The 19,691-nt window shown below is 68.9% G+C and carries 15 protein-coding genes; 6 read left to right on the forward strand and 9 right to left on the reverse strand.

Annotation, left to right across the window (positions count from 1 at the left end; genetic code table 11):
• Window positions 1–252: 252 nt before the first annotated feature.
• From N792_RS03735 to grxC, 3 genes are all read right to left on the reverse strand, one after another.
• Window positions 253–1,260 carry an isocitrate dehydrogenase gene (locus N792_RS03735; RefSeq protein ID WP_036192700.1) on the reverse strand — a complete coding sequence of 336 codons (1,008 nt, stop codon included), beginning with the start codon at window positions 1,258–1,260 and terminating at the stop codon, window positions 253–255.
• A 190-nt stretch (window positions 1,261–1,450) separates the two neighbouring features.
• Complete coding sequence (locus N792_RS03740) at window positions 1,451–1,849, reverse strand: carboxymuconolactone decarboxylase family protein (RefSeq protein WP_036192701.1); 399 nt, start codon at window positions 1,847–1,849, stop codon at window positions 1,451–1,453.
• Window positions 1,846–2,091, reverse strand: a complete 246-nt coding sequence (grxC, locus tag N792_RS03745) for a glutaredoxin 3 (RefSeq protein ID WP_052103464.1) — start codon at window positions 2,089–2,091, stop codon at window positions 1,846–1,848. The genes N792_RS03740 and grxC overlap by 4 nt, the downstream gene beginning before the upstream one ends.
• 340 nt (window positions 2,092–2,431) lie before the next feature.
• On the opposite strand from grxC, the gene N792_RS03750 reads away from it, so the two are divergent.
• From N792_RS03750 to ppx, 5 genes are all read left to right on the forward strand, one after another.
• Window positions 2,432–4,006, forward strand: a complete 1,575-nt coding sequence (locus N792_RS03750) for a M48 family metalloprotease (protein ID WP_036192966.1) — start codon at window positions 2,432–2,434, stop codon at window positions 4,004–4,006.
• Window positions 4,007–4,222: 216 nt separating this feature from the next.
• On the forward strand, window positions 4,223–4,942 hold the full coding sequence (gene phoB, locus N792_RS03755; protein ID WP_036192703.1) for a phosphate regulon transcriptional regulator PhoB: 720 nt from the start codon (window positions 4,223–4,225) through the stop codon (window positions 4,940–4,942).
• Between the two features lie 34 nt (window positions 4,943–4,976).
• Entirely contained in the window at window positions 4,977–6,356 is a 1,380-nt protein-coding gene (gene phoR, locus N792_RS03760; RefSeq protein ID WP_036192704.1) for a phosphate regulon sensor histidine kinase PhoR, read from the forward strand.
• A complete protein-coding gene (gene ppk1, locus N792_RS03765; RefSeq protein ID WP_084105364.1) occupies window positions 6,353–8,524 on the forward strand; it encodes a polyphosphate kinase 1 in 2,172 nt (723 codons plus the stop codon). Before phoR ends, ppk1 begins: the two co-directional genes overlap by 4 nt.
• A 14-nt stretch (window positions 8,525–8,538) precedes the next feature.
• Window positions 8,539–10,068: an exopolyphosphatase gene (gene ppx, locus N792_RS03770; RefSeq protein WP_036192970.1), complete on the forward strand. Its 1,530-nt coding sequence runs from the start codon at window positions 8,539–8,541 to the stop codon at window positions 10,066–10,068.
• 42 nt (window positions 10,069–10,110) lie between these two features.
• Here ppx and mdoH read toward each other — a convergent pair whose 3' ends face one another.
• The 5 genes from mdoH to creB all read right to left on the reverse strand — a co-directional run bounded on the left by mdoH (window position 10,111) and on the right by creB (window position 17,531).
• A complete protein-coding gene (gene mdoH, locus N792_RS03775; protein ID WP_191150503.1) occupies window positions 10,111–12,093 on the reverse strand; it encodes a glucans biosynthesis glucosyltransferase MdoH in 1,983 nt (660 codons plus the stop codon).
• Window positions 12,090–13,571, reverse strand: coding sequence for an OpgD/OpgG family glucan biosynthesis protein (locus tag N792_RS03780; RefSeq protein ID WP_052103466.1), 1,482 nt, complete (start codon window positions 13,569–13,571; stop codon window positions 12,090–12,092). The genes mdoH and N792_RS03780 overlap by 4 nt, the downstream gene beginning before the upstream one ends.
• A gap of 312 nt (window positions 13,572–13,883) precedes the next feature.
• Window positions 13,884–15,263 carry a cell envelope integrity protein CreD gene (gene creD, locus N792_RS03785; protein ID WP_036192705.1) on the reverse strand — a complete coding sequence of 460 codons (1,380 nt, stop codon included), beginning with the start codon at window positions 15,261–15,263 and terminating at the stop codon, window positions 13,884–13,886.
• Window positions 15,264–15,349: 86 nt separating this feature from the next.
• Window positions 15,350–16,777, reverse strand: coding sequence for a two-component system sensor histidine kinase CreC (gene creC, locus N792_RS03790; RefSeq protein WP_036192706.1), 1,428 nt, complete (start codon window positions 16,775–16,777; stop codon window positions 15,350–15,352).
• Between the two features lie 79 nt (window positions 16,778–16,856).
• Window positions 16,857–17,531 carry a two-component system response regulator CreB gene (gene creB / locus N792_RS03795; RefSeq protein ID WP_036192707.1) on the reverse strand — a complete coding sequence of 225 codons (675 nt, stop codon included), beginning with the start codon at window positions 17,529–17,531 and terminating at the stop codon, window positions 16,857–16,859.
• Window positions 17,532–17,633: 102 nt separating this feature from the next.
• Here creB and N792_RS03800 point away from each other — a divergent pair, with 102 nt between their 5' ends.
• On the forward strand, window positions 17,634–18,491 hold the full coding sequence (locus N792_RS03800) for a 23S rRNA (adenine(2030)-N(6))-methyltransferase RlmJ (protein WP_036192708.1): 858 nt from the start codon (window positions 17,634–17,636) through the stop codon (window positions 18,489–18,491).
• A gap of 149 nt (window positions 18,492–18,640) precedes the next feature.
• Here the strand turns inward: N792_RS03800 and N792_RS03805 are convergent, their stop codons facing one another.
• Window positions 18,641–19,561, reverse strand: coding sequence for a cation diffusion facilitator family transporter (locus tag N792_RS03805; RefSeq protein WP_036192709.1), 921 nt, complete (start codon window positions 19,559–19,561; stop codon window positions 18,641–18,643).
• Window positions 19,562–19,691: the final 130 nt, after the last annotated feature.

Below are 19,691 nucleotides of genomic sequence, written 5' to 3' on the forward strand. Positions count from 1 at the left end.
TGTGCCGACTGGGCGGGCCGCTGTCGAGCGCAGGAATGGGATGCTGGATATCGCCGCGCGCACAAAAAAACGGGGCGCCCTCAAGGCACCCCGTTCGGTCCGAATTGAAGCTGTGGACGTAAAGCTGTGGAGCTGGTGGATGGCAGGCCGGCCCCATGCGGGCCCATACCCTCAGGCCCGGGCCGCCCTGGCCAAACCAGGCCCGGTCAAATTGTGCCTGGTCAAGCCAGCCTGATGATCAAACCAGCCAGATCAAACCCGGCTGGCGATTGCCTTGCCGAAGTCCATCGTGCTGCCGGTGCCGCCAAGGTCGGCCGTCAGGCTGTCGCGGGCTTCGAGCGTCGCCACGATCGCCTCGCGCACCCTGAGCGCCTTGTCCGTCATGCCCAGGTGATCGAGCATCTGCGAGGCGCCGAGCAACAGCGCGCACGGATTGGCCTTGCCCTGGCCGGCAATATCCGGCGCGGTGCCATGGACGGCTTCGAAGATCGCCGCGTCGTTGCCGATGTTGGCCCCCGGAATGAGGCCGAGACCGCCGATCAGGCCCGCGCACAGGTCGGAGATGATGTCGCCGAACAGATTCGTGGTGACGATGACGTCGAACTGCTCGGGACGCATCACCAGCTGCATGCAGGCGTTGTCGACGATCATTTCCTCGCACTGGATCTGCGGGTAGAGCGCGGCGACTTCACGCGCGGTCTTCAGGAACAGGCCGGAGGTCGACTTGAGGATGTTGGCCTTGTGCACCACGGTGACCTTCTTCCGGCCGGTCTTCACCGCCAGGTCGAAGGCGTAGCGCACGATGCGCTCCGAGCCCTTGCGGGTGGTGCGGGTGATCGAGGTCGCGCTCTGCCCGTCGGCCGCGGTTTCCTGGCCTTCGGCGCTGTAGGCACCTTCGGTGTTCTCGCGCACCGTGATGATGTCGACACCGCTAGGGAAGCGCGACTTGGTGTTCGGGAACGACTTGGCCGGACGCACGTTGGCGTACAGGTCGAAGCGCTTGCGCAGCTCGACGTTGACCGACGAGAAGCCGCCGCCTACCGGCGTGCTCAGCGGGCTCTTCAGCGCGATGCGGTTCTTGCGGATCGAGTCCATGGTGACCGCCGGCAGCAGCTCGCCGGTCTTCTCCAGCGCCACCAGGCCGGCGTCGGCGAACTCGTACTCCAGGCCGAGCTTCATCGCGTCGAGCACATAGAGGGTGGCGTCCATGATTTCCGGGCCGATGCCATCGCCACGGATAACCGTAATCGTCTGCGTCATAGGGGATCTTCTTCCAACTGGATGGGCGCTACCGCATCAACCATGCGGCGCCGGGGTAGGGGTCAGCCCCGTAATTGTGCCGGAATCAGGGATTTCCTGCAGGCCCGGGCGACCGGAAAGCCGCAATTGCAGCGCTGATCCCGCCGGGAGGCATCAAGCCATCCCGGCACATACAGGTCCGTTTCCGGCTTCAGTCGTGCCCATGCGCGGGCGGGGCGGCCGCTCCACCCTGTTCCAGCCGGTCGAGGAAATCGACCGCGCGGCGCAGGTGCGGGATCACGATCGAACCACCGACCACCAGCCCGACCGAGAACGTCTCGAACATCTCCTCGCGCGTGGCACCGGCTTCATGGCACTGGGCGACGTGGTAGCTGATGCAGTCGTCGCAACGCAGCACCAGCGAAGCCACCAGACCCAGCAGCTCCTTGGTCTTCACGTCCAGGGCACCGGCCTTGTAGGTCTGGGTATCGAGCGCGAAAAACCGGCGCACGACCTGGTTGGGCTCGGCCAGGATGCGGTCGTTCATGCGTTGCCGGAACTCGGCAAAGCCCTCGACAGCCCGATCTTCCGGTGCAGACGGATCGCTCATGCACCACCCGCCAGCAACGGCTCCAGCTTGCCGGCACGGTGCAGCGCCATCATGTCGTCGAAGCCGCCCACATGGGTGTCGCCGACGAAGATCTGCGGCACGCTGGTGCGCTTGGCCAGGGTCATCATCTTCTCGCGCGCGGCGGCATCCAGATCGATCCGCACCTCGGTCCATTCCTGGTCCTTGCTCTTCAGGAAGTTCTTGGCGGCGACGCAGTAGGTGCACGTCGCGCTGGTGTACATGACGATTTCGGGCTTGGCGGTGGCAACATTGTTCAACTGGCTTCTCCTGCAATGAACTTGGGGACGGGTGGATGGTCGTATGGTCTGACCATGCACCATTGGAAAGATCATGCCCCTACATGGGAGCGGGCAACGGGTTTTTCCAGCCAGGCGTGCCGGCCCGCCGTGACGCCTGACCACCAGCCGGATCGGTGTCCGACAACATACCCGGATTGGCCGGCAATGATTAACCGGCAATTCACCCACCCTGCTCCAGCAAGCCGCATCCTCGCAACCGTTGACCTGCTTCCACTCCAGCTCGCTCACCCAGGCCTGCCTGCCCCGACCCCAGGAGTCCCGCTTGCGCCGCATCGTCCTGCTGACCGCCGCCCTCACCCTTGGCCTGGCCAGCCTCTGCGCCCCGGCGCAGGACTCGCTGCCCGATATCGGCTCTTCCGCCGGCGAGCTGCTCACGCCGCACCAGCAGGAGGAGTACGGCGCGATGATGCTGGCGCAGTTGCGCCACTACGACTACATCCTCGAAGACCCGCTGATCGACAGCTGGCTGGACAGCCTGGGCACCCGTCTGGGAGCGAATAGCGACCGGCCGCGCCAGCCGTTCACCTTCTTCATGCTGCGCGAGCGCCAAATCAACGCCTTTGCCACCCTGGGCGGCTACATCGGGGTCAATGCCGGACTGGTGCTGGCGGCCGATCGCGAAGACGAAGTGGCGGGGGTGCTGGCGCACGAGATTTCACACGTCACCCAGCAGCACGTCCTGCGCGGCGTGGAGCGGGCGCAGCGCGACCAGTTGCCGATCCTGCTGGCGATGCTCGGTGCGATCGTGGCGGCGCAGGCGGCAGGCGGCAATTCCTCCGGCGAAGCCACCCAGGCCGCGATCATGTCGGCAATGGGCCTGGCCCAGCAGCGCCAGATCAACTACACCCGTTCCAACGAGCACGAGGCCGACCGGATCGGCATCCAGACCCTTGCCCGCGCCGGTTACGACCCGCAGGCGATGGCCGAATTCTTCACCATCATGCAGGCCCGTTCGCGGGTGAATGCCGCCGGGGCCTACGACATCCCCGATTACCTGATGACCCACCCGGTCACCACCACCCGCATCAGCGAGGCGAAGGAGCGCGCCGACCGGATCGCCGGCGCATCGGCCAGCTTCCGCGCCGGCCCGATCGCCACCGACAACCCCCTGCTGCCCAGCGGGCTGACGATCGACACCGTCACCAGCAGCGGCGGTACCGGATATTTCGACCTCGCCCGCGAACGCCTGCGCGTGCTCAGTGCCGACACACCGCGGGCGGCGGTGCGCGAGTACGAGCAGATGGCACAGCGCGGGAAACTCGATCCGGCCCAGCGCTATGGCCTGGCCATCGCCCGGCTGCGCGCCAGCGAGCCGGCGGCGGCCGTGGATCTGCTGGCGGGCCTGCTGAAAGAGCGCCCTGACGACCTCTGGGTGAGTCTGGGCCTGGCCGAGGCGGAGTCGCGCAGCGGTCGCCACGCCGCGGCCGACGCCCGTTTCGAGGCCCTTTCGCGGCGCCTGCCCAACAACCGCGCCGTCGCCCTGACCTATGCCGGCACCTTGCTGGAGCGCAACACGGTGGAGGCGGGGAAACGCGCCCAGGCGGTATTGCGGCCGCTGGCGGGGCGCTCGGCGGCCGACCCCGAATTCCAGCGCGCCTTCGGCCGTGCCAGCGAGATTGCCGGCGAGCCGATCCGCGCCGGCGAGGCCTACGCCGAGGCGGCCTTCCTGAGCGGTCGCGCCGAGCAGGCACTGGTGCAGTTGAACAGCCTGAAAAAGCGCCCGGAAGTGGACTACTACGCGCGTGCACGGATCGAGGCCCGCATCGCCCGGATCACCCCGACCGTGCTGGAGCTGCACCGCCAGGGCATCCACGACCAGGTGCTGGAACGCAAGTAACGCTCGCCGTAAACCGGCAACTGCGGACACGTTGCAGTCAGGGCACGCTGTCAGGACATGCACCCTGGCCATGCGCCAGAAACGCGGCTGTCATCGCAGTGTCACAACATGGTGATGTACTGCGACGACGCCAAGGCCATCGACCCAGGCCATCGACCGCCATCCGCGGCCGGCCGCCGTCGGCCCCTCGCGCCCCCTCCCTGTCAGCGGTGACCCGTGCACAAACGCATCCTGATTGTCGAAGACGAACCCGCCATCCGCGACATGGTCGCGTTCGCGCTGAAGAAGGCCGAGTACGAGCCGATCCACGCCGGCAACGCGCTGGAGGCACAGGCCGCGATTGCCGAGCGCATTCCCGACCTGATCCTGCTGGACTGGATGCTGCCGGGCACCAGCGGGCTGGAGCTGGCCCGTCGCTGGCGCAAGGACAGCCTGACCCGCGAGATCCCGATCATCATGCTCACCGCGCGCGGCGAGGAGGACGACCGCGTCGGCGGGCTGGAGGCCGGCGTGGACGATTACGTGGTCAAACCGTTCTCCGCGCGGGAACTGTTGGCCCGCATCCGCGCGGTCCTGCGGCGCTCCCGCGAGGACGACGAGGACGGCAGCATCCGCCTTGGCGGGCTGCGTATCGATGGCGCAGCGCATCGGGTGTTTGCCGAGGCCGATGGCGACGGCACGGGCGAAGAGCAGGCGATCCCGATCGGCCCGGCGGAATACCGGCTGCTGCATTTCTTCATGACCCACGCCGAGCGCGTGTACTCCCGCGCCCAACTGCTGGACCACGTCTGGGGCGGCAGCGTGTATGTGGAGGAACGCACCGTGGATGTGCATATCCGGCGCCTGCGCAAGACCCTGGAGGCCAGCGGCCTGGACCGGATGATCCAGACCGTCCGTGGTACCGGCTACCGTTTTTCGGTCACCATCGACGCCTGAAACCCGCGGCGGACAACTGTTGGATACTTGGGCCATGACCCCGCCTGTCCGCCCCGTCTGGCTCCGTACGCTCGGCCTGTTCGCGCTGGGCCTGGGGTTGGCGGCTGCGCTGGGCCTGGCCTCCGGTTACCCGTGGCAGGCCGTGGCACTGGCCGCGATGGCGATGCTCGGCTGGCACAGCTGGAAACTGGAGCGGCTGACGCAGCGGCTGATGCTGCGTCATCGCCCGGCACCATCGGACGCGCCCGGCGCCTGGCACGAGCTCGACCGCCTGCTGTACCGCGGCCAGGCCGAGATGCGCAGCCGCAAGCGCCGCCTGATCGAGATGCTGCGTGCCTACCGGGCCGCCGCTGCCGCGCTGCCGGATGCGATCGTGGTGGTGGACCGCAACAGCCAGCGGATTCTGTGGTTCAACCAGCCCGGCACCTCGCTGCTGGGCCTGCGCTACCCCGACGAAATCGGCGCGCCGCTGGTGCAGCGCCTGCAACCGTTGCCGCTCGCCCACTGGCTGGCCTCCGGCCGCCATGCCGAAACGCTGGAAGTGGGCGCCCCGGGAAATCCCGCCATCCGCTTGAACCTGCGGCTGATCCCGTACTCGGAAAACCTGTGGCTGCTGGTGGCCCGCGACGTCAGCCGGTTGCTGCACCTGGAGCAGATGCGGCGCGATTTCGTCGCCAATGTCTCGCACGAACTGCGCACGCCGCTGACCGTGATCCACGGGTATCTGGACATGATCGACCCCGGGGAGCACGCGGAACTCGCCCCGATGCTCGGCGAGATGCAGCGCCAGTCGCAGCGCATGGCGCAGCTGGTGGAGGACCTGCTGGCGCTGTCGCGGCTGGAGTCGCAGGACGCCCTCACGGCGGAAGAAACCGTCCCGATGGGCTGGATGCTCGATACCCTGCGACGCGAGGCGATGGCCCTGAGCCAGGACCGGCACCGTGTGAAGGTCGAGGACAGCGCTGATCTGGACCTGTGGGGCTCGAGCCGGGAGCTGCACAGCGCGTTTTCCAATCTGGTCGGCAACGCGGTGCGCTACACGCCCGACGGCGGCGACATCGTCATCCGCTTCCGCACCGAAGATGCGGTTGACGGAAGGGTCGCCGGACGCCCCCGCGGCGCGGTGCTGGAAGTGATCGACAGCGGCCAGGGCATCGCCGCCGAGCACCTGTCGCGGCTGACCGAGCGCTTCTACCGCGTATCCACCAGCCGCTCGCGCGACAGCGGCGGCACCGGTCTGGGACTGGCGATCGTCAAGCACATCCTGCAGCGGCACCAGGCGCGGCTGGAGATCCGCAGCCAGGTCGGCCGCGGCAGCACGTTTTCCTGCCATTTCGGCGCCGAGCGGTTGCGCGCACGCAGATCCGACACCTCTGGGGGCACCGCCCCCACTTCCAGCGAGGCCCCCGCATGAACGCTCCCGCCGACCCGGCACGCAAGCCACTGCCGCCGACGCACGTCGAACTGGAGCAGATCGCTCCCGAGCACGCCCCGCTCGACGTCGGCCTGTACAGCGACATCGCCGACAACGACCCGCTGCGCGATGCCTCGCTGTATTTCAACCGCGAACTGTCGCAGCTCGACTTCAACTTCCGCGTGCTGGCCCAGGCGCAGGATCCGCAGGTGCCATTGCTGGAACGGCTGAAATACCTGTGCATCAGCTGCACCAACCTGGACGAATTCTTCGAGATCCGCGCCGGCACCCTGCAGCACGCGCAGGACCTGGGGCTGGTGCCTGGCCCCGATGGCCTGTCGCCCGCCACCGTGCTGGCGCGCATCCACGACCGCGCCGCCGAGCTGGTCGAGGCGCAGTACGACTGCTGGAACCGGGTGCTGCGGCCCGAGCTGGACGCCAGCGGCGTGCGCGTGCTCGCCCGCGGCAACTGGAATGCACGGCAGACCCGCTGGCTGCGGGCGTACTTCCGCGACGAGGTGATGCCGGTGCTGTCGCCGCTGGGGCTCGACCCGGCCCACCCGTTCCCGAAGATCCTCAACAAGTCGCTGAACATCGTGGTGGTGCTCAACGGTCGCGACGCCTTCGGCCGCAAGGGCGGGCTGGCGATCGTGCGCGCGCCGCGCTCGCTGCCGCGCATCATCCAGCTGCCGCCGAAGGTCAGCGGCGGCCCGCACGACTTCGTGTTCCTGTCGGCGGTGCTGTCCACGTTCGTCGATGAGCTGTTTCCGGGGATGGAGGTCGAGGGTGCCTACCAGTTCCGGGTCACCCGCAACTCCGAGCTGCTGGTCGACGAGGAGGAAGTCGACAACATCGCCCTGGCCCTGCGCGACGAACTGGTCGGCCGCGGCTACCTGCGCGCGGTCAGGCTGGAGATCGCCCAGAACTGTCCGGAGCCGATCGTGCGCAGCCTGCTGGACAAGTTCGACCTGCCGCCGAACGCGGTCTACCGGATCAAGGGGCCGGTCAACCTCAACCGGGTGATCCAGGTCTATGGGCTGGTCGATCGCAGCGAACTGAAATTCCCGCCCTTCCAGCCGCGCGCATTGCCGGGCAGCGAGCAGATCTTCGAGACCGTGGCCAAGGGCGACGTGCTGCTGCACCACCCCTACGACGCGTTCACCCCGGTGCTGGAGCTGCTGCGCCAGGCGGCCGAGGACCCGGCCGTGCTGGCGATCAAGCAGACCCTGTACCGGTCGGGCAAGAACTCCTCGATCGTGGAGGCGTTGATCCAGGCCGCGCGCAACGGCAAGGACGTGACCGCGGTGGTCGAGCTGCGCGCGCGTTTCGACGAGGAAGCCAACCTGGGCTTCGCCGATCGCCTGCAGGAGGCGGGCGTGCAGGTGGTGTACGGCGTGGTCGGCTACAAGACCCACGCCAAGATGATGCTGGTGGTGCGCCGCGAGGGCCGCAAGCTGCGCCGCTACGTCCACCTGGGCACCGGCAACTACCACGCCGGCACCGCGCGGCTGTACACCGACATTGGCCTGATCACCAGCCATCCGGAAATCGGCAATGACGTCCACCTGATCTTCCAGCAGCTCTCCGGGCTGGCCCCGTCGATGACGCTGAAGCGGCTCATGCAATCGCCGTTCACCCTGCATGCCGGGGTGCTGCAGCGGATCGAGCGGGAAACCGACAATGCGCGCGCCGGCAGGACCGGGCGCATCATCGCCCGCATGAACGCCCTCAACGAGCCGCGGGTGATCCGCGCGCTCTACCTGGCCTCGCAGGCGGGCGTGCAGATCGACCTGATCGTGCGCGGCGCCTGCACCCTGCGCCCGGGCGTGGCCGGCATCAGCGACAACATCCGGGTGCGCTCGATCGTCGGCCGCTTCCTCGAGCACAGCCGGGTGTACTGGTTCGCCAACGACGGCGCGCCGGAACTGTTCTGCGCCAGCGCCGACTGGCTGGAGCGCAACCTGCTGCGGCGGGTGGAAACCTGCTTCCCGGTACTCGATCCCGAACTGGCCGCACGCGTGTTCGACGAAGCACTGGGCAACTACCTGGACGACAACCTCAACGCCTGGTCGCTGGGCGAGGACGGCGGTTACACCCGCGTGCCGCGTGCCGAGGGCGCCACGCCGCATTCGGCACAGGCCTGCCTGTTGGCCAAACTCTGCGGATGATCGATCATGCCGCGATGACGGACCCCTCTCCGACCACCGTCCTGCCGTTGCAGGACGGCGACCTGCTGGCCGCGATCGACCTGGGATCCAACAGCTTCCACATGGTCGTCGCCCAATACCTGCTCGGCCAGCTGCGGGTGATCGACCGCCTGCGCGAGACCATCCGCCTGGCCGAAGGCCTGGATGCCCGCGGCGGACTGTCGGCGGAAGCCCGCCAGCGCGCCTACGAGTGCCTGGCGCGGTTCGGCCAGCGCATCCGCGGCATTCCACCGCAGCGCGTGCGCGCCATCGCGACCAACACCGTGCGCCGGCTGGCCGCGCCGCAGGCGTTCCTGATGCCGGCGGAGAGCGCGCTGGGCCACGCGATCGAAGTTGTCGCCGGCCGCGAGGAGGCGCGCCTGATCTATCTCGGCGTCGCCCATGCGCAACCGTCCAAGCGCGACCGGCTGCGGCTGGTGCTCGACATCGGCGGCGGCTCCACCGAATGCATCATCGGCAGCGGCTTCGAGGCGATCGAGCGCGAGAGCCTGCAACTGGGCTGCATCGCCACCACCCGCCGGTTCTTCGGCGACGGCAGGATCACCCCCAGGCGCTGGCGCGACGCGCGGACCGAGGTCACCGCCGAGTTCCAGCAGTTCGCCGCCCGCTACCGCGAGCTGGGCTGGGACGACGCGATCGGCACGTCCGGCACCAACAAGGCGATCGGCGACATCTGCGCGGCGATGAAGCTGACCAAGGGTTCGGTCCTGGCCGACGCGATACCGCAGGTGCGCGACCGGCTGTTGCAGGCCTCGCGGATCGAGGCGATCGACCTGCCGGGCCTGTCCGCCGAGCGCCGCCCGGTGATCGCCGGCGGGCTGCTGGTGCTGGAGGCGGCGTTCGACGCGTTGGGCCTGCAGCGCATGGCCGTCAGCAAGGCGGCGCTGCGCGAAGGCGTGCTCCACGACATGCTCGAACGCGGCGGCGACGACGACCCCCGCGATGCGTCGGTCACCGCGCTGATGAAGCGCTACGGCACCGACACCGCCCAGGCCGAACGCGTCAAGGGCACCGCGCTGCGGTTGTTCGACCAGCTGGCCGGAACCTGGCATCTCGACGCCGACGACCGCCTGATGCTGAGCCGCGCGGCCAGCCTGCACGAGCTCGGCCTGGCCATCGCCCACAGCCACTACCACGTGCATGGCGCCTACGTGATCGAGCACAGCGACATCGCCGGCTTCTCGCGTCAGCAACAGCAGTTCCTCGCGGCCCTGGTGCGCACCCAGCGACGCAAGATCCCCAAACACGTGTTCGACGCCCTGCCCGACCGCCTGCTGCCGGCCGTGCGCCACACCTCGGCGCTGCTGCGGCTGGCGGTGTTGATCCACCGCGCGCACGAGATCGACCCGATCCCGCAACTCGACGCCCGTGCCGACGGCGATCAGCTGACCCTGACCCTCGCCCACCGCTGGTTCGATGCACGGCCGCTGCTGAAGGCCGACCTGGAAAGCGAACCCGACAGCATCGCTCCGCTCGGCATCAGGTTGCGCATCGATACCGAGTAGGCTGCAGCGCCGGCCGGCCAGACCAGACCAGACCAGATCAGATCAGACCGGATTCGGCTCCAGATCGGCGAGCGTCTCTGCCGACGACCGCCCTCCGGATGCGGACAATGCCCCCGGCTTCGCCGCGACCAGGGAACCACGCAACCCCTGCGCCCGCGCGAGCACCGGCGGCGGCGCCACCTCCTCGGGGGTCAGGAACACGCCCAGCTGCCGCAACCACCGCCCTGGTCCGGGCGCCGAAGTGAGCACCACCAGCGGCATCGACAACACCAGCCCGAGCAGGACCGGCGACATCCACAACATCAGCGAAGGCGACACCGCGTAGCTCCAGACCGCGCCCACCAGGCCGCACGCGGTCACCGCCCCGTAGCGGCGCAGCAGCTCGGACCGCGACAGCGTGCCGTCGTCGCGCCGCTGGCTCTCCCAGCCCGAATCGCGTCCGGCCAGCACCTCGGCCACGCCGCGCGACTGCACGTACATCGTCACCGGCGCCATCAGCGTCGTCAGCAGGGTTTCCACCAGCACGCCGAGCGTCAGCCGCGCCGCGCCGCCGCAACTGCGGCGGGCCCAGGGGTCGGCCAGGGTGAGCAGGAAGCCCAGCAGTTTCGGCCCCAGCAGCAGCGTCATGGTCAGCACGAACACCCACAGGAAGCGCTCGATGCCCTCCGGTCCGGTCCAGTCGGCCGGGGACGCCAGGCCCGGCAGCGCCAGATCGCTCAGATGCAGGCCCGAGTTCGCCATCGTGGTCACCAGGCCGATCAGCATCAGCATCCCCCACAGCGGCGCGGTGATGTAGTGGCCGATGCCGGTCAGCAGGTGCCAGCGGCTGACCCAGTGCAGGCCCTTCGCGGGCAGCACGCCGCCGTGCTGCAGGTTGCCCTGGCACCAGCGGCGGTCGCGCACCAGCATGTCGGTCAGCGACGGCGGACCTTCCTCGTAGCTGCCGCCCAGGCCCGGCACCAGGTGCACCGCCCAGCCGCCACGGCGCATCAATGCCGCCTCGATGAAATCGTGGCTGAGGATGCTGCCGCCGAACGGCCGCGGCCCGGTCAGTTTCGGCAACCCGGCTTCGGCGGCGAATGCGGCGGTGCGGATGATCGCGTTGTGCCCCCAGTAATTGCCTTCGGTGCCATGCCACCAGGCGTTGCCGTAGGCCAGCACCGGTCCGTACACGCGCCCGGCGAACTGCTGCATGCGGGCGAACACGGTGGCGCCATTGACCACCACCGGCAGGGTCTGGATCAGGCCAACCTGCGGGTGGCGTTCCATCGCCATGGCCAACCGGACGATCGCCTTGCCCGTCATCAGGCTGTCGGCATCCAGGATCAGCATGTGCGGGTAGGCGGCGCCGAAACGCTGCACCCATTCGGCGATGTTGCCGGACTTGCGCTCCAGGTTGTTCGGGCGGTGCCGGTAGAACAGCCTCGCCCGCCCGCCGATGGCGTCGCGCAAGGCCTGGAAGGCCACCAGCTCGCGCTCGCGCAACTCAGCACGGGTGGTGTCGCTGAGCACGAAGAAATCGAACGACGCTTCCCGCCCGGTGGCCAGTACCGACTCGACGATCGCCTGCAGGCCCGCCATCAGCCGCTCGGGGTCCTCGTTGTAGGTCGGCATCAGCAGCGCGGTGCGGGTCGTCAACGGCGGCAGCGGCCCGGCATCGACCAGGCCCAGCCGGCCGCGACGGCGGTAGCCATGGACGATCAAGGCGAAGCCGGCCAGCGCACTCGTGAAGCTTTGCGCCACCCACACGAACAGGCAGGCGAACAGCCCCAGGCCCAGCCACTCGGACGGGCCGTGGCCGCCGCCGCGCAGGGCCCACCACAGCTGATAGGTCGCCAGCAGGGTCAGCCCCGCGGTGCCGCCGAGGACCCAGGCGCGTCGCCAGACAATGTCGGCCGGCGTGCCGGGCAACCGGGGCGATGCCGGCGCGGCCTCGTCGAACGATTGCAGCGGCATCGCCAGCGGCGCCTCGGGCGGCAGCAGAGGGGTGGCAGTCGATGCCGGGTCGACATCGGCAGGGGTCATGGGGTCCATCGGTACAGCCAGGTTTCGGAAAGGGAGGAGCCGTTTTCGGCCAGCAGGCGGGCGCGCAGTTCGACGACGGCGGCGTCCGGCGGGTCCAGCTCGAAGGCGATGCGCCAGCGGCCGGCGGTGGTACCGGCGTGGGCGACGACATTGGCCACGCGTCCGTGGCTCGAGCCGACCTCGGCGCGCGGTGCTGCGGCAACCGCGAGGTCCGCCAGCGCGCCGCCGGCCAGGTCGATCACGATGCGCCGCGTGCCGGCGCCCGCCGCGCCGATACGGGTGCGCTCCACCCGCGCCAGCGCCGGGTTCCACGGGTGCCGGTCGCACCAGTGCAGGCGATAGTCGAAACGGTGCTCGCGGCCGGCCGCCAGCGGTCCGCGCGGACGCCAGAAAGCAACGATATTGTCGTGGTACTCATCGGCGGTCGGCATCTCGAACAGATGCACCCCACCTTCGCCCCAGTCGCCGAGCGGCTCCACCCAGGCACCCGGGCGGCGGTCGTAGCGGGCCTCGCTGTCGCCGTAGTCGGCGAAATCGCGCTTGCGCTGCATCAGCCCGAAGCCGCGCGGGCCGCGATCCTCGAACACGCTTTCCTGCACGGTCGCGGGATTGCGGAGCGGTCGCCAGAGTTGCTCGCCGGCACCGTTGAGCAACGCGAGCCCGTCGGAATCGTGCACGGCGGCGCGGTAGTCATCGACGCCGACCCGGTCGCTGGAGTCGAACTGGAACATGCTCGTCAACGGCGCGATCCCGGCCCGGGACAGCGCCACGCGGGGGTACAGGCGCATGGAGACATCGAACACGGTCTCCCCGCCCGGCCGGATCGCGAACCGGAACGACGCCGCGGCGCTGGGGCTGTCCATCAGCGCGTGCACCACGATCTGTGCCGCGCCCGGCTCGGGCCGCTCGATCCAGAACGCCTTGAAGAACGGGAACTCCTCACCGGCCGGGTCCCCGGTGCGCAAGGCCAGCCCGCGTGCGGACAATCCGTACAGCTGCCCCTTGGCGACCGCACGGAAATAGCTCGCGCCCAGGAAGGCGCAGACCTCGTCGAAATAGTCGGGGGTGTTGATGGGCGCGTGCAGGCGGAACCCGGCAAAACCGAGATCAGTCTCGGTCGGTGCCGGCGCCGAGCCGAAGGTGAACATCCCCGGCTGATAGACGACCGGAATGGCCAGGCCATCAGCCACCTGGTGGATGTCCACCCGCTGGCCGAACAGGAAGGCGCGATGGAAGAATTCCGCCTGGAACGGCCGCCCCTGTCCGCGCCATAACGCCTGTTTGGGATCGAAACGGATGTCGCGGTACTGGTCGTAACCGATCCTGCGCAGCGAGTCCGGCAATGTCCCGGCAGCGGGCCGGAAGGGCTGCGCGGCCAGCGCGCGGGCCAGCCGGGGCACGGTGTCGGGGGTGAATGGCTGGGCCAGCTGGTCCTGCAACGGACCTTCGCCGACAAGGCTGCGTAGCGGCCACGGCATCCCGACGCCTGGCAGGGCGGCGAGGGGCAGCGTGAGACCCGCGATCAGGAGTTCGCGACGGCGCAAGGGGATTACCGGAAACAGGGAACGGCACAGCCTATCGAAGCCCCTATTAATGTTCGGCAAACCTTGTCGATGCGTTGCCCGTTGCCGTCACGCCATCGTCATATTGTCGCCCTCGCCGGTTCACTTCGCGGGGCCTGGCTGGCGGCATACGGGCGTGTGAACAGCAATCCAACGCGGAGAAGCCGCCGCGCCCACGCTCCTGGAACCGCCGGCGCCTCCCGTGGGACGCGCCGGCGGACGCGAGGATCAACCCTCGCCCAAACCCGGCCCGGACCGCCGCGGGCGCGGCGATGGACGCCCGGCCAACTGGTACCAGTCCACATGGCGGGTGATCGTCATCAGTGCGGCCAGCACCACGAACAGCAGGCCCGAACCCAGCACCAGCGCGTTGTCTTCCGACACCAGCAATCCATACAGCGCGGCATACAGGGTGGCCAGCATCGCGGCGAAACCCAGCGCCCGCGACACGCTGCGCAGGACCGCGCTGAGATAGAACGTGATCAGGCCGATGCAGGCGACCCCGGCGCCGAGGTAGGACCAGCCGAACCTGAAGTGCTCGCTCAGGCTGAGCAGCAGCAGGAAGAACATCGCCAGCGCGAGCCCGACCAGGCCGTACTGGATCGGGTGGATCGGCAACTGCCGGGTCAGCTCGAAAATGAAGAACCCGATGAAGGTCAGCAGCACGAATAGCAGGCCGTACTTGGTCGCGCGGTCGGTCTTGGCGTACACATCGACCGGGTCGACCAGCGACACGCCGACGCTTTCCACGGCCAGTCCACTCCCGTCGCCGGCGCCTGCCCGCGTCCGGTCGGCCGCGACGCCTTCCAGGAAGTTGCGCTGCGCGTTGCTGGCCAGGCCGGGAATGTCCCACTCGGCCCGGAAGCCGCTGGCGTCGATCGTCCGGGTACGCGGCGAGCTGCCTTCGAAACTCGGATGCGGCCAGCTCGACACCAGCGAAAACCGGTTCTGGTGGCCCAGCGGCACCAGTGCCAGACGTTCGGTGCCGGCCAGCACGAAGTCCAGGCGGGTACGCACGGTACGTGTCCCGCCTGCGGCCGGCACGTCCAGCCGCACATGCAGACCCTCGCCGCGACGGACGCCCTGGCCCTGTTCGAGCGCCAGGCGGCGGCCATCGACCTTCAGCTCCGGGGTTCCCACCAGCCCGCGTACGTCGCCGATCCCGTAGCTGAGGTAGGGCTGGCCGATCCGGCGCGCCTGCTCCGGGCCGGGGTCGGCCGGGATCACCAGATCGAAGGACGCCTTCGCGCGCGCGTGCCACTCGTACACCCGGACCTCGTGCAGCCCGCGCTGGCGGATGCCGGGCCTGAGGTCGCCGTCGACGGTCAATGCGGTGGGGAAGAACGTCCACTGGCTGTCCTGCACGCGGCGCGTCCTGCGCACCACGCCGGTCGCGTCGGGTTCTTCCACCTCGATCAACTGCCGATACGGCACCACCAGCACCGGCCCGGCAAACCACTGCTGGCCGGCGTAACTGCGGGCGATGTCGGTCACCGCCTGCTGGCGGTATTCCTGCCGCTCGTGGATCACTCCGCGCACCATCGTCAGCGGCACCAGGATCGCCAGGGTCATCCCCAGCACCAGCACCAGTTTCAGCCAAAGTCGCATTTCGCACTCCCGTCGTGGCAACTGCCGGCAGCATCGACGTCGCGCATGTGCGGACGATGGGGCCACGGTGAAGCGGGGGTGAAGCGTTACGCGGTCATCGGCAGTACGAGCCTTGCCACGGCACCGCCACCTTCGCGATTGCCGAGGGTGGCCCGTCCGCCGTGCAGGGCCGCGACTTCCGCCACGAAGCACAGGCCCAGTCCGCTGCTGCGACTGCCGCCGCCCGGGCGCGGCAACGAATAGAACCGCTCGAACACCCGCTCGGCCGCATAGTCGGGAACACCCGGGCCGCGGTCGGCGATCTCGATGACGGCCTCAATGTCCTGGACCTTCAGATGCAGCTCGACCACGCTGCCGGCCGGGGCGAAATCCACCGCGTTGTCGACCAGGTTGACCAGCGCCTGGCGAAGCAGGAACGCATCGCCGCTGACCGTCGCCGGGACCGTCTCCAGCCGCAGTTCGACATCCGCGCCGAGCAGGCGCGACGCGCAGAGCCCGGCAACCTCGCCGGCCAGCCGCGCCAGCTCGACCGGTTCAGGCTGTTCGATCCGCTGCCGATGCTCCACCGCGGCCAGGGCAAGCAGCTTGTCGATCATCTGCGCCAGGCGGTCGGCCTGGGTCCGGATGCTGGCGGCAAAGCGCGCGCGGTCGGCCTCGGGCATCGGCGCCTCCAGCAGTTCCGCGCTGCCCAGGATCGCCGCCAGCGGCCCCTTCATCTCGTGGGTCAGGCTGTGCACGTAGTGCTCGACGTACTGCTTGCCCTCGAGCCGGACACGCATGGTTTCCAGCGCCTCGCCCAGCTCGCCGAACTCCCCCGCCGCGCGCGGCGGGACCGCGCGTTCGCCCGCGGTAACCGCATGGGCGTAGCGCCGTAACCCGGCGAGCTGGCGCGACAGCCACCCGGCGGCCGTCAGGCCGATCAGCAGGGCCGCGCCCAACAGCACCGCGCCCCAGCCCAGCACCACCGCCTGGCCGCGCTCGATGAAAGGCGTCAACGTGCTGTTGGGTTTGGCCACCGTCAGGACACCGATCAGGCTGCCGGCCGCGTCGCGGATCGGCGCGGCGACATGCATCACGGTGGAGTTCTCGTCAGCCGGATCGCTCCGGCTGGAGCGGGCTCCGTATTGCCCGTCCAGGGTCCGCCGCACATCATTCCAGCGCGAATAATCCGCTCCCAGCGCCGCTCCGCCGCTGTCGAACACGACGACCCCACGCGCGTCGGTGACGTACACCCGGTAACTGCCGTGGTGCTTGTCGAAACCCCAGATGCTGGCGCCGAAGTCGCGCCCGGCCACCGCACGCACGCGCCGCGCGAACGCCCCATCGGCGATATGCCCGGCCTGCAGGTCGTCGGTCGCCAGCTCGGCCAGGACATTGGCGGTATCCACCAGGGTGTCCTCCATCGCCTGGCGCACGCCCGGCTTGACCTGCGCGACGAACACCTGCACCACCAGCAGCCCGGCCAGGGCGACGATCAGGAAGTAGCCGAGGAAGATCCGCAGTCCGATGTTCAAGACGCCCGCCTCATCGCGCCGCGATGGCCTGTTGGGATGGAGCGGGTCGGGGTCGCCGCGACGCGCTCACGTGGCAGGGTCACGCAACCTCCAGCGAGTAACCCAGTCCGCGATGGGTGCGGACCGGGTCGGTCGACGGATCCACCTCGCGCAATTTCGCCCGCAGGGTCTTGACGTGCGTATCGACGGTCCGGTCGCCGCTTTCCAGCGCATCGCCCCAGACCCGGTCCATCAACTGCGCCCGCGACAGGATCGCCCCGGGCCGCTGCAGCAATGCGGCCAGCAGGCCGTACTCGTAACGGGTCAAGTCCAGCCGGCGTCCGCGGAAGCGGATGCACTTCCCCTCCGCATCGTGGTGGAAAGCCTCGGCCACCGGTTCCACCGGCATCGATGCCTGGCCACGCCGCAGCACCGCCCGCACCCGCGCCACCAGCTCGCGCGGCGAGAACGGCTTGGTCACGTAATCGTCGGCGCCGATCTCCAGCCCGAGGATGCGGTCGGCTTCGGCACCCTGCGCGGTCAGGAAGATCACCGGCATCCCGCTGCCACGGCGCAGCTCACGGCACAACGCGAACCCGCCGATGTCGGGCAGGCCGACGTCGAGAACGGCCAGATCGAACGCCTGCCCGGCCGCCAGCCGCAGCGCCTCGCCACCGGTCAGGCAGTGCACCGGCTCGAAGCCTTCGGCGCGCAGGGCGTATTGCAGCGTCTGCGCGATCGCGATCTCGTCTTCGACCAGGAGGATGCGGGGCATGGGCAAATCGAACCGGAAATGGCGGGGCCGGGAAGGACGGCAATGGCCGGCCGCGACAGGATAAGCCAGCCACCCGCCCCGTCGCCGGGATACCCTGTCGCGATGAACTATCGCCACGCCTTCCATGCCGGCAACCATGCCGATGTCCTCAAGCACGTCACCGTCCTGGCGCTCTGCGACGCGCTGACCTCCAAGCCGGCGCCGCTGTTTGCGCTCGACACCCACGCCGGGCGCGGCCTGTACGCGCTCGACAGCAACTCCGCCCAGCGCACCGGCGAGGCCGAGGGCGGCATCGGCCGGCTGATCGCCGAAGCGCCGAAGCACCCGGCCATCACGCGCTACCTGGCCGCCGTGAAGGCCTGCCGCGCGCAACACGGCAATGCCAGCTATCCCGGTTCGCCGTGGCTGCTGGCGCACGCGCTGCGCGAGGGCGACCGGATCGCGGCCTGCGAACTGCTGCCCGAGGAGGCCGCGCAATTGAAGGCCAACTTCGCCGCCGATACCCGCGTCGCGGTGCATGCGCGCGACGGTTACGAGGCCATGAAAGCCCTGCTGCCGCCGAAGTTCGGTGACGTCCGCTTCAATCGCGGACTCGTGCTGATCGACCCGCCCTACGAGGCCCAGCTGCAGGAATTCGACCACATCATCGGCGCAGTGCGCGAGGCGCTGGTGCGCTGGCCGCAGGCCAGCTATGCGGTCTGGTACCCGATCAAGCTGCGCCGTTCGTTGAACCAGTTCTTCCGGCGTGCCGCGACGTTGCCGGTCAAATCGTCGCTGCTGGCCGAGTTGATGGTGCACCCCGATGACTCGCCCCTGCGCATGAACGGCAGCGGCATGCTGCTGCTCAACCCGCCCTGGCAGCTCGACCAGACCCTGCGCGCGGCGTTGCCGCTGTTGCAGAAGGTACTGGGGGAAACCGGCGCGTCATCGCGCATCGAGTGGCTCAAGCCGGCCGACTGAAGCCGCCCGGTTGAAGCCGCCCGGTTGAAGCCGCCCGGTTGAGCAGACGGGGTGAAACAGGCGGGGTGAAATAGTCCGGCTCAGCCGACTGGACGCCGCGCGCTCCGGTCGACCGGCCGACTCCCGGTCCATTGATGCCCGACGGGGCATCAGATGCCGGGACGCACATCCGGCTCGAAGAAGCTCCAGCGCACTTCGGGGAAGGCCTGCTTCATCGCCCGCTCGATCGTGTTGATCTGCGCCACCAGCGCGCGGACATCGCGCTCCTCGCGCATCTGCGCCTGCACCGACACCATCGCCTCGTTGCCCAGCTGCATGGTGATCACGCTGATCACCCGGATGATCTCGGGGCGACCGTCGAGGAACTGGCGGATCTGCCGCTGCCGCTCGGGGTCCACACTTTGGCCGATCAGCATCGCCTTGATCTCGATCGCGACGAACACCGCCACGATGATCAGCAACGCGCCGATGCCGATCGTGCCGATCGCGTCCCACAGCGGGTTGCCGGTGACCATCGTCGCGACCACCGCGACCAGCGCGAACACCAGCCCCAGCAGCGCCGCCAGATCCTCACCGAAGATCACCACCAGCTCCGCCTGCCGGCTCTCGCGGAACCAGCGCCAGACACCGCGGTGGCCGCGCGACTTGTTGACCTCCTGCAGGCAGACCCGCATCGAGATGCCTTCGGCGATGATCGCGAAACTCAGCACGGCCACCGCCCACCACAGGCTGCTGCCGCCTTCGGTCGCGGGCGCCTGCAGCTTGTGGATGCCCTCGTAGAGGGAAAACATGCCGCCGACGGTGAACAGCATCACCGCGACCAGGAACGACCAGAAATAGATCGCCCGCCCGTAGCCCAATGGATGGTCGGCCGACGGCGCCTGCTTGGCTTGCTTCAATCCCAGCAACAACAGCCCCTGGTTGCCACAGTCCGCCAATGAGTGGACGGTTTCCGCCAGCATCGCGCTGGAACCGGTAAAAAATGCCGCCGTGCCTTTCGCCGCTGCGATCGCGAAATTGGCGCCCAGCGCAAACAGGATCGCCTTGGTCGAATCACCATTGCCGGCCATGCTGGATACCCCCGTGAAAACCCGACAATCCTAGCACCGGTCCCGCCCGCTTCCGGGTGGATTCCCGGCGATTCGCCGGCGACCGCGCGCCCGGCAACCGCGTGATTGTGTGATGAAGGCATCATTTACG

The sequence above is a fragment of the Lysobacter concretionis Ko07 = DSM 16239 genome (assembly GCF_000768345.1).
Lineage (GTDB): Bacteria > Pseudomonadota > Gammaproteobacteria > Xanthomonadales > Xanthomonadaceae > Novilysobacter > Novilysobacter concretionis.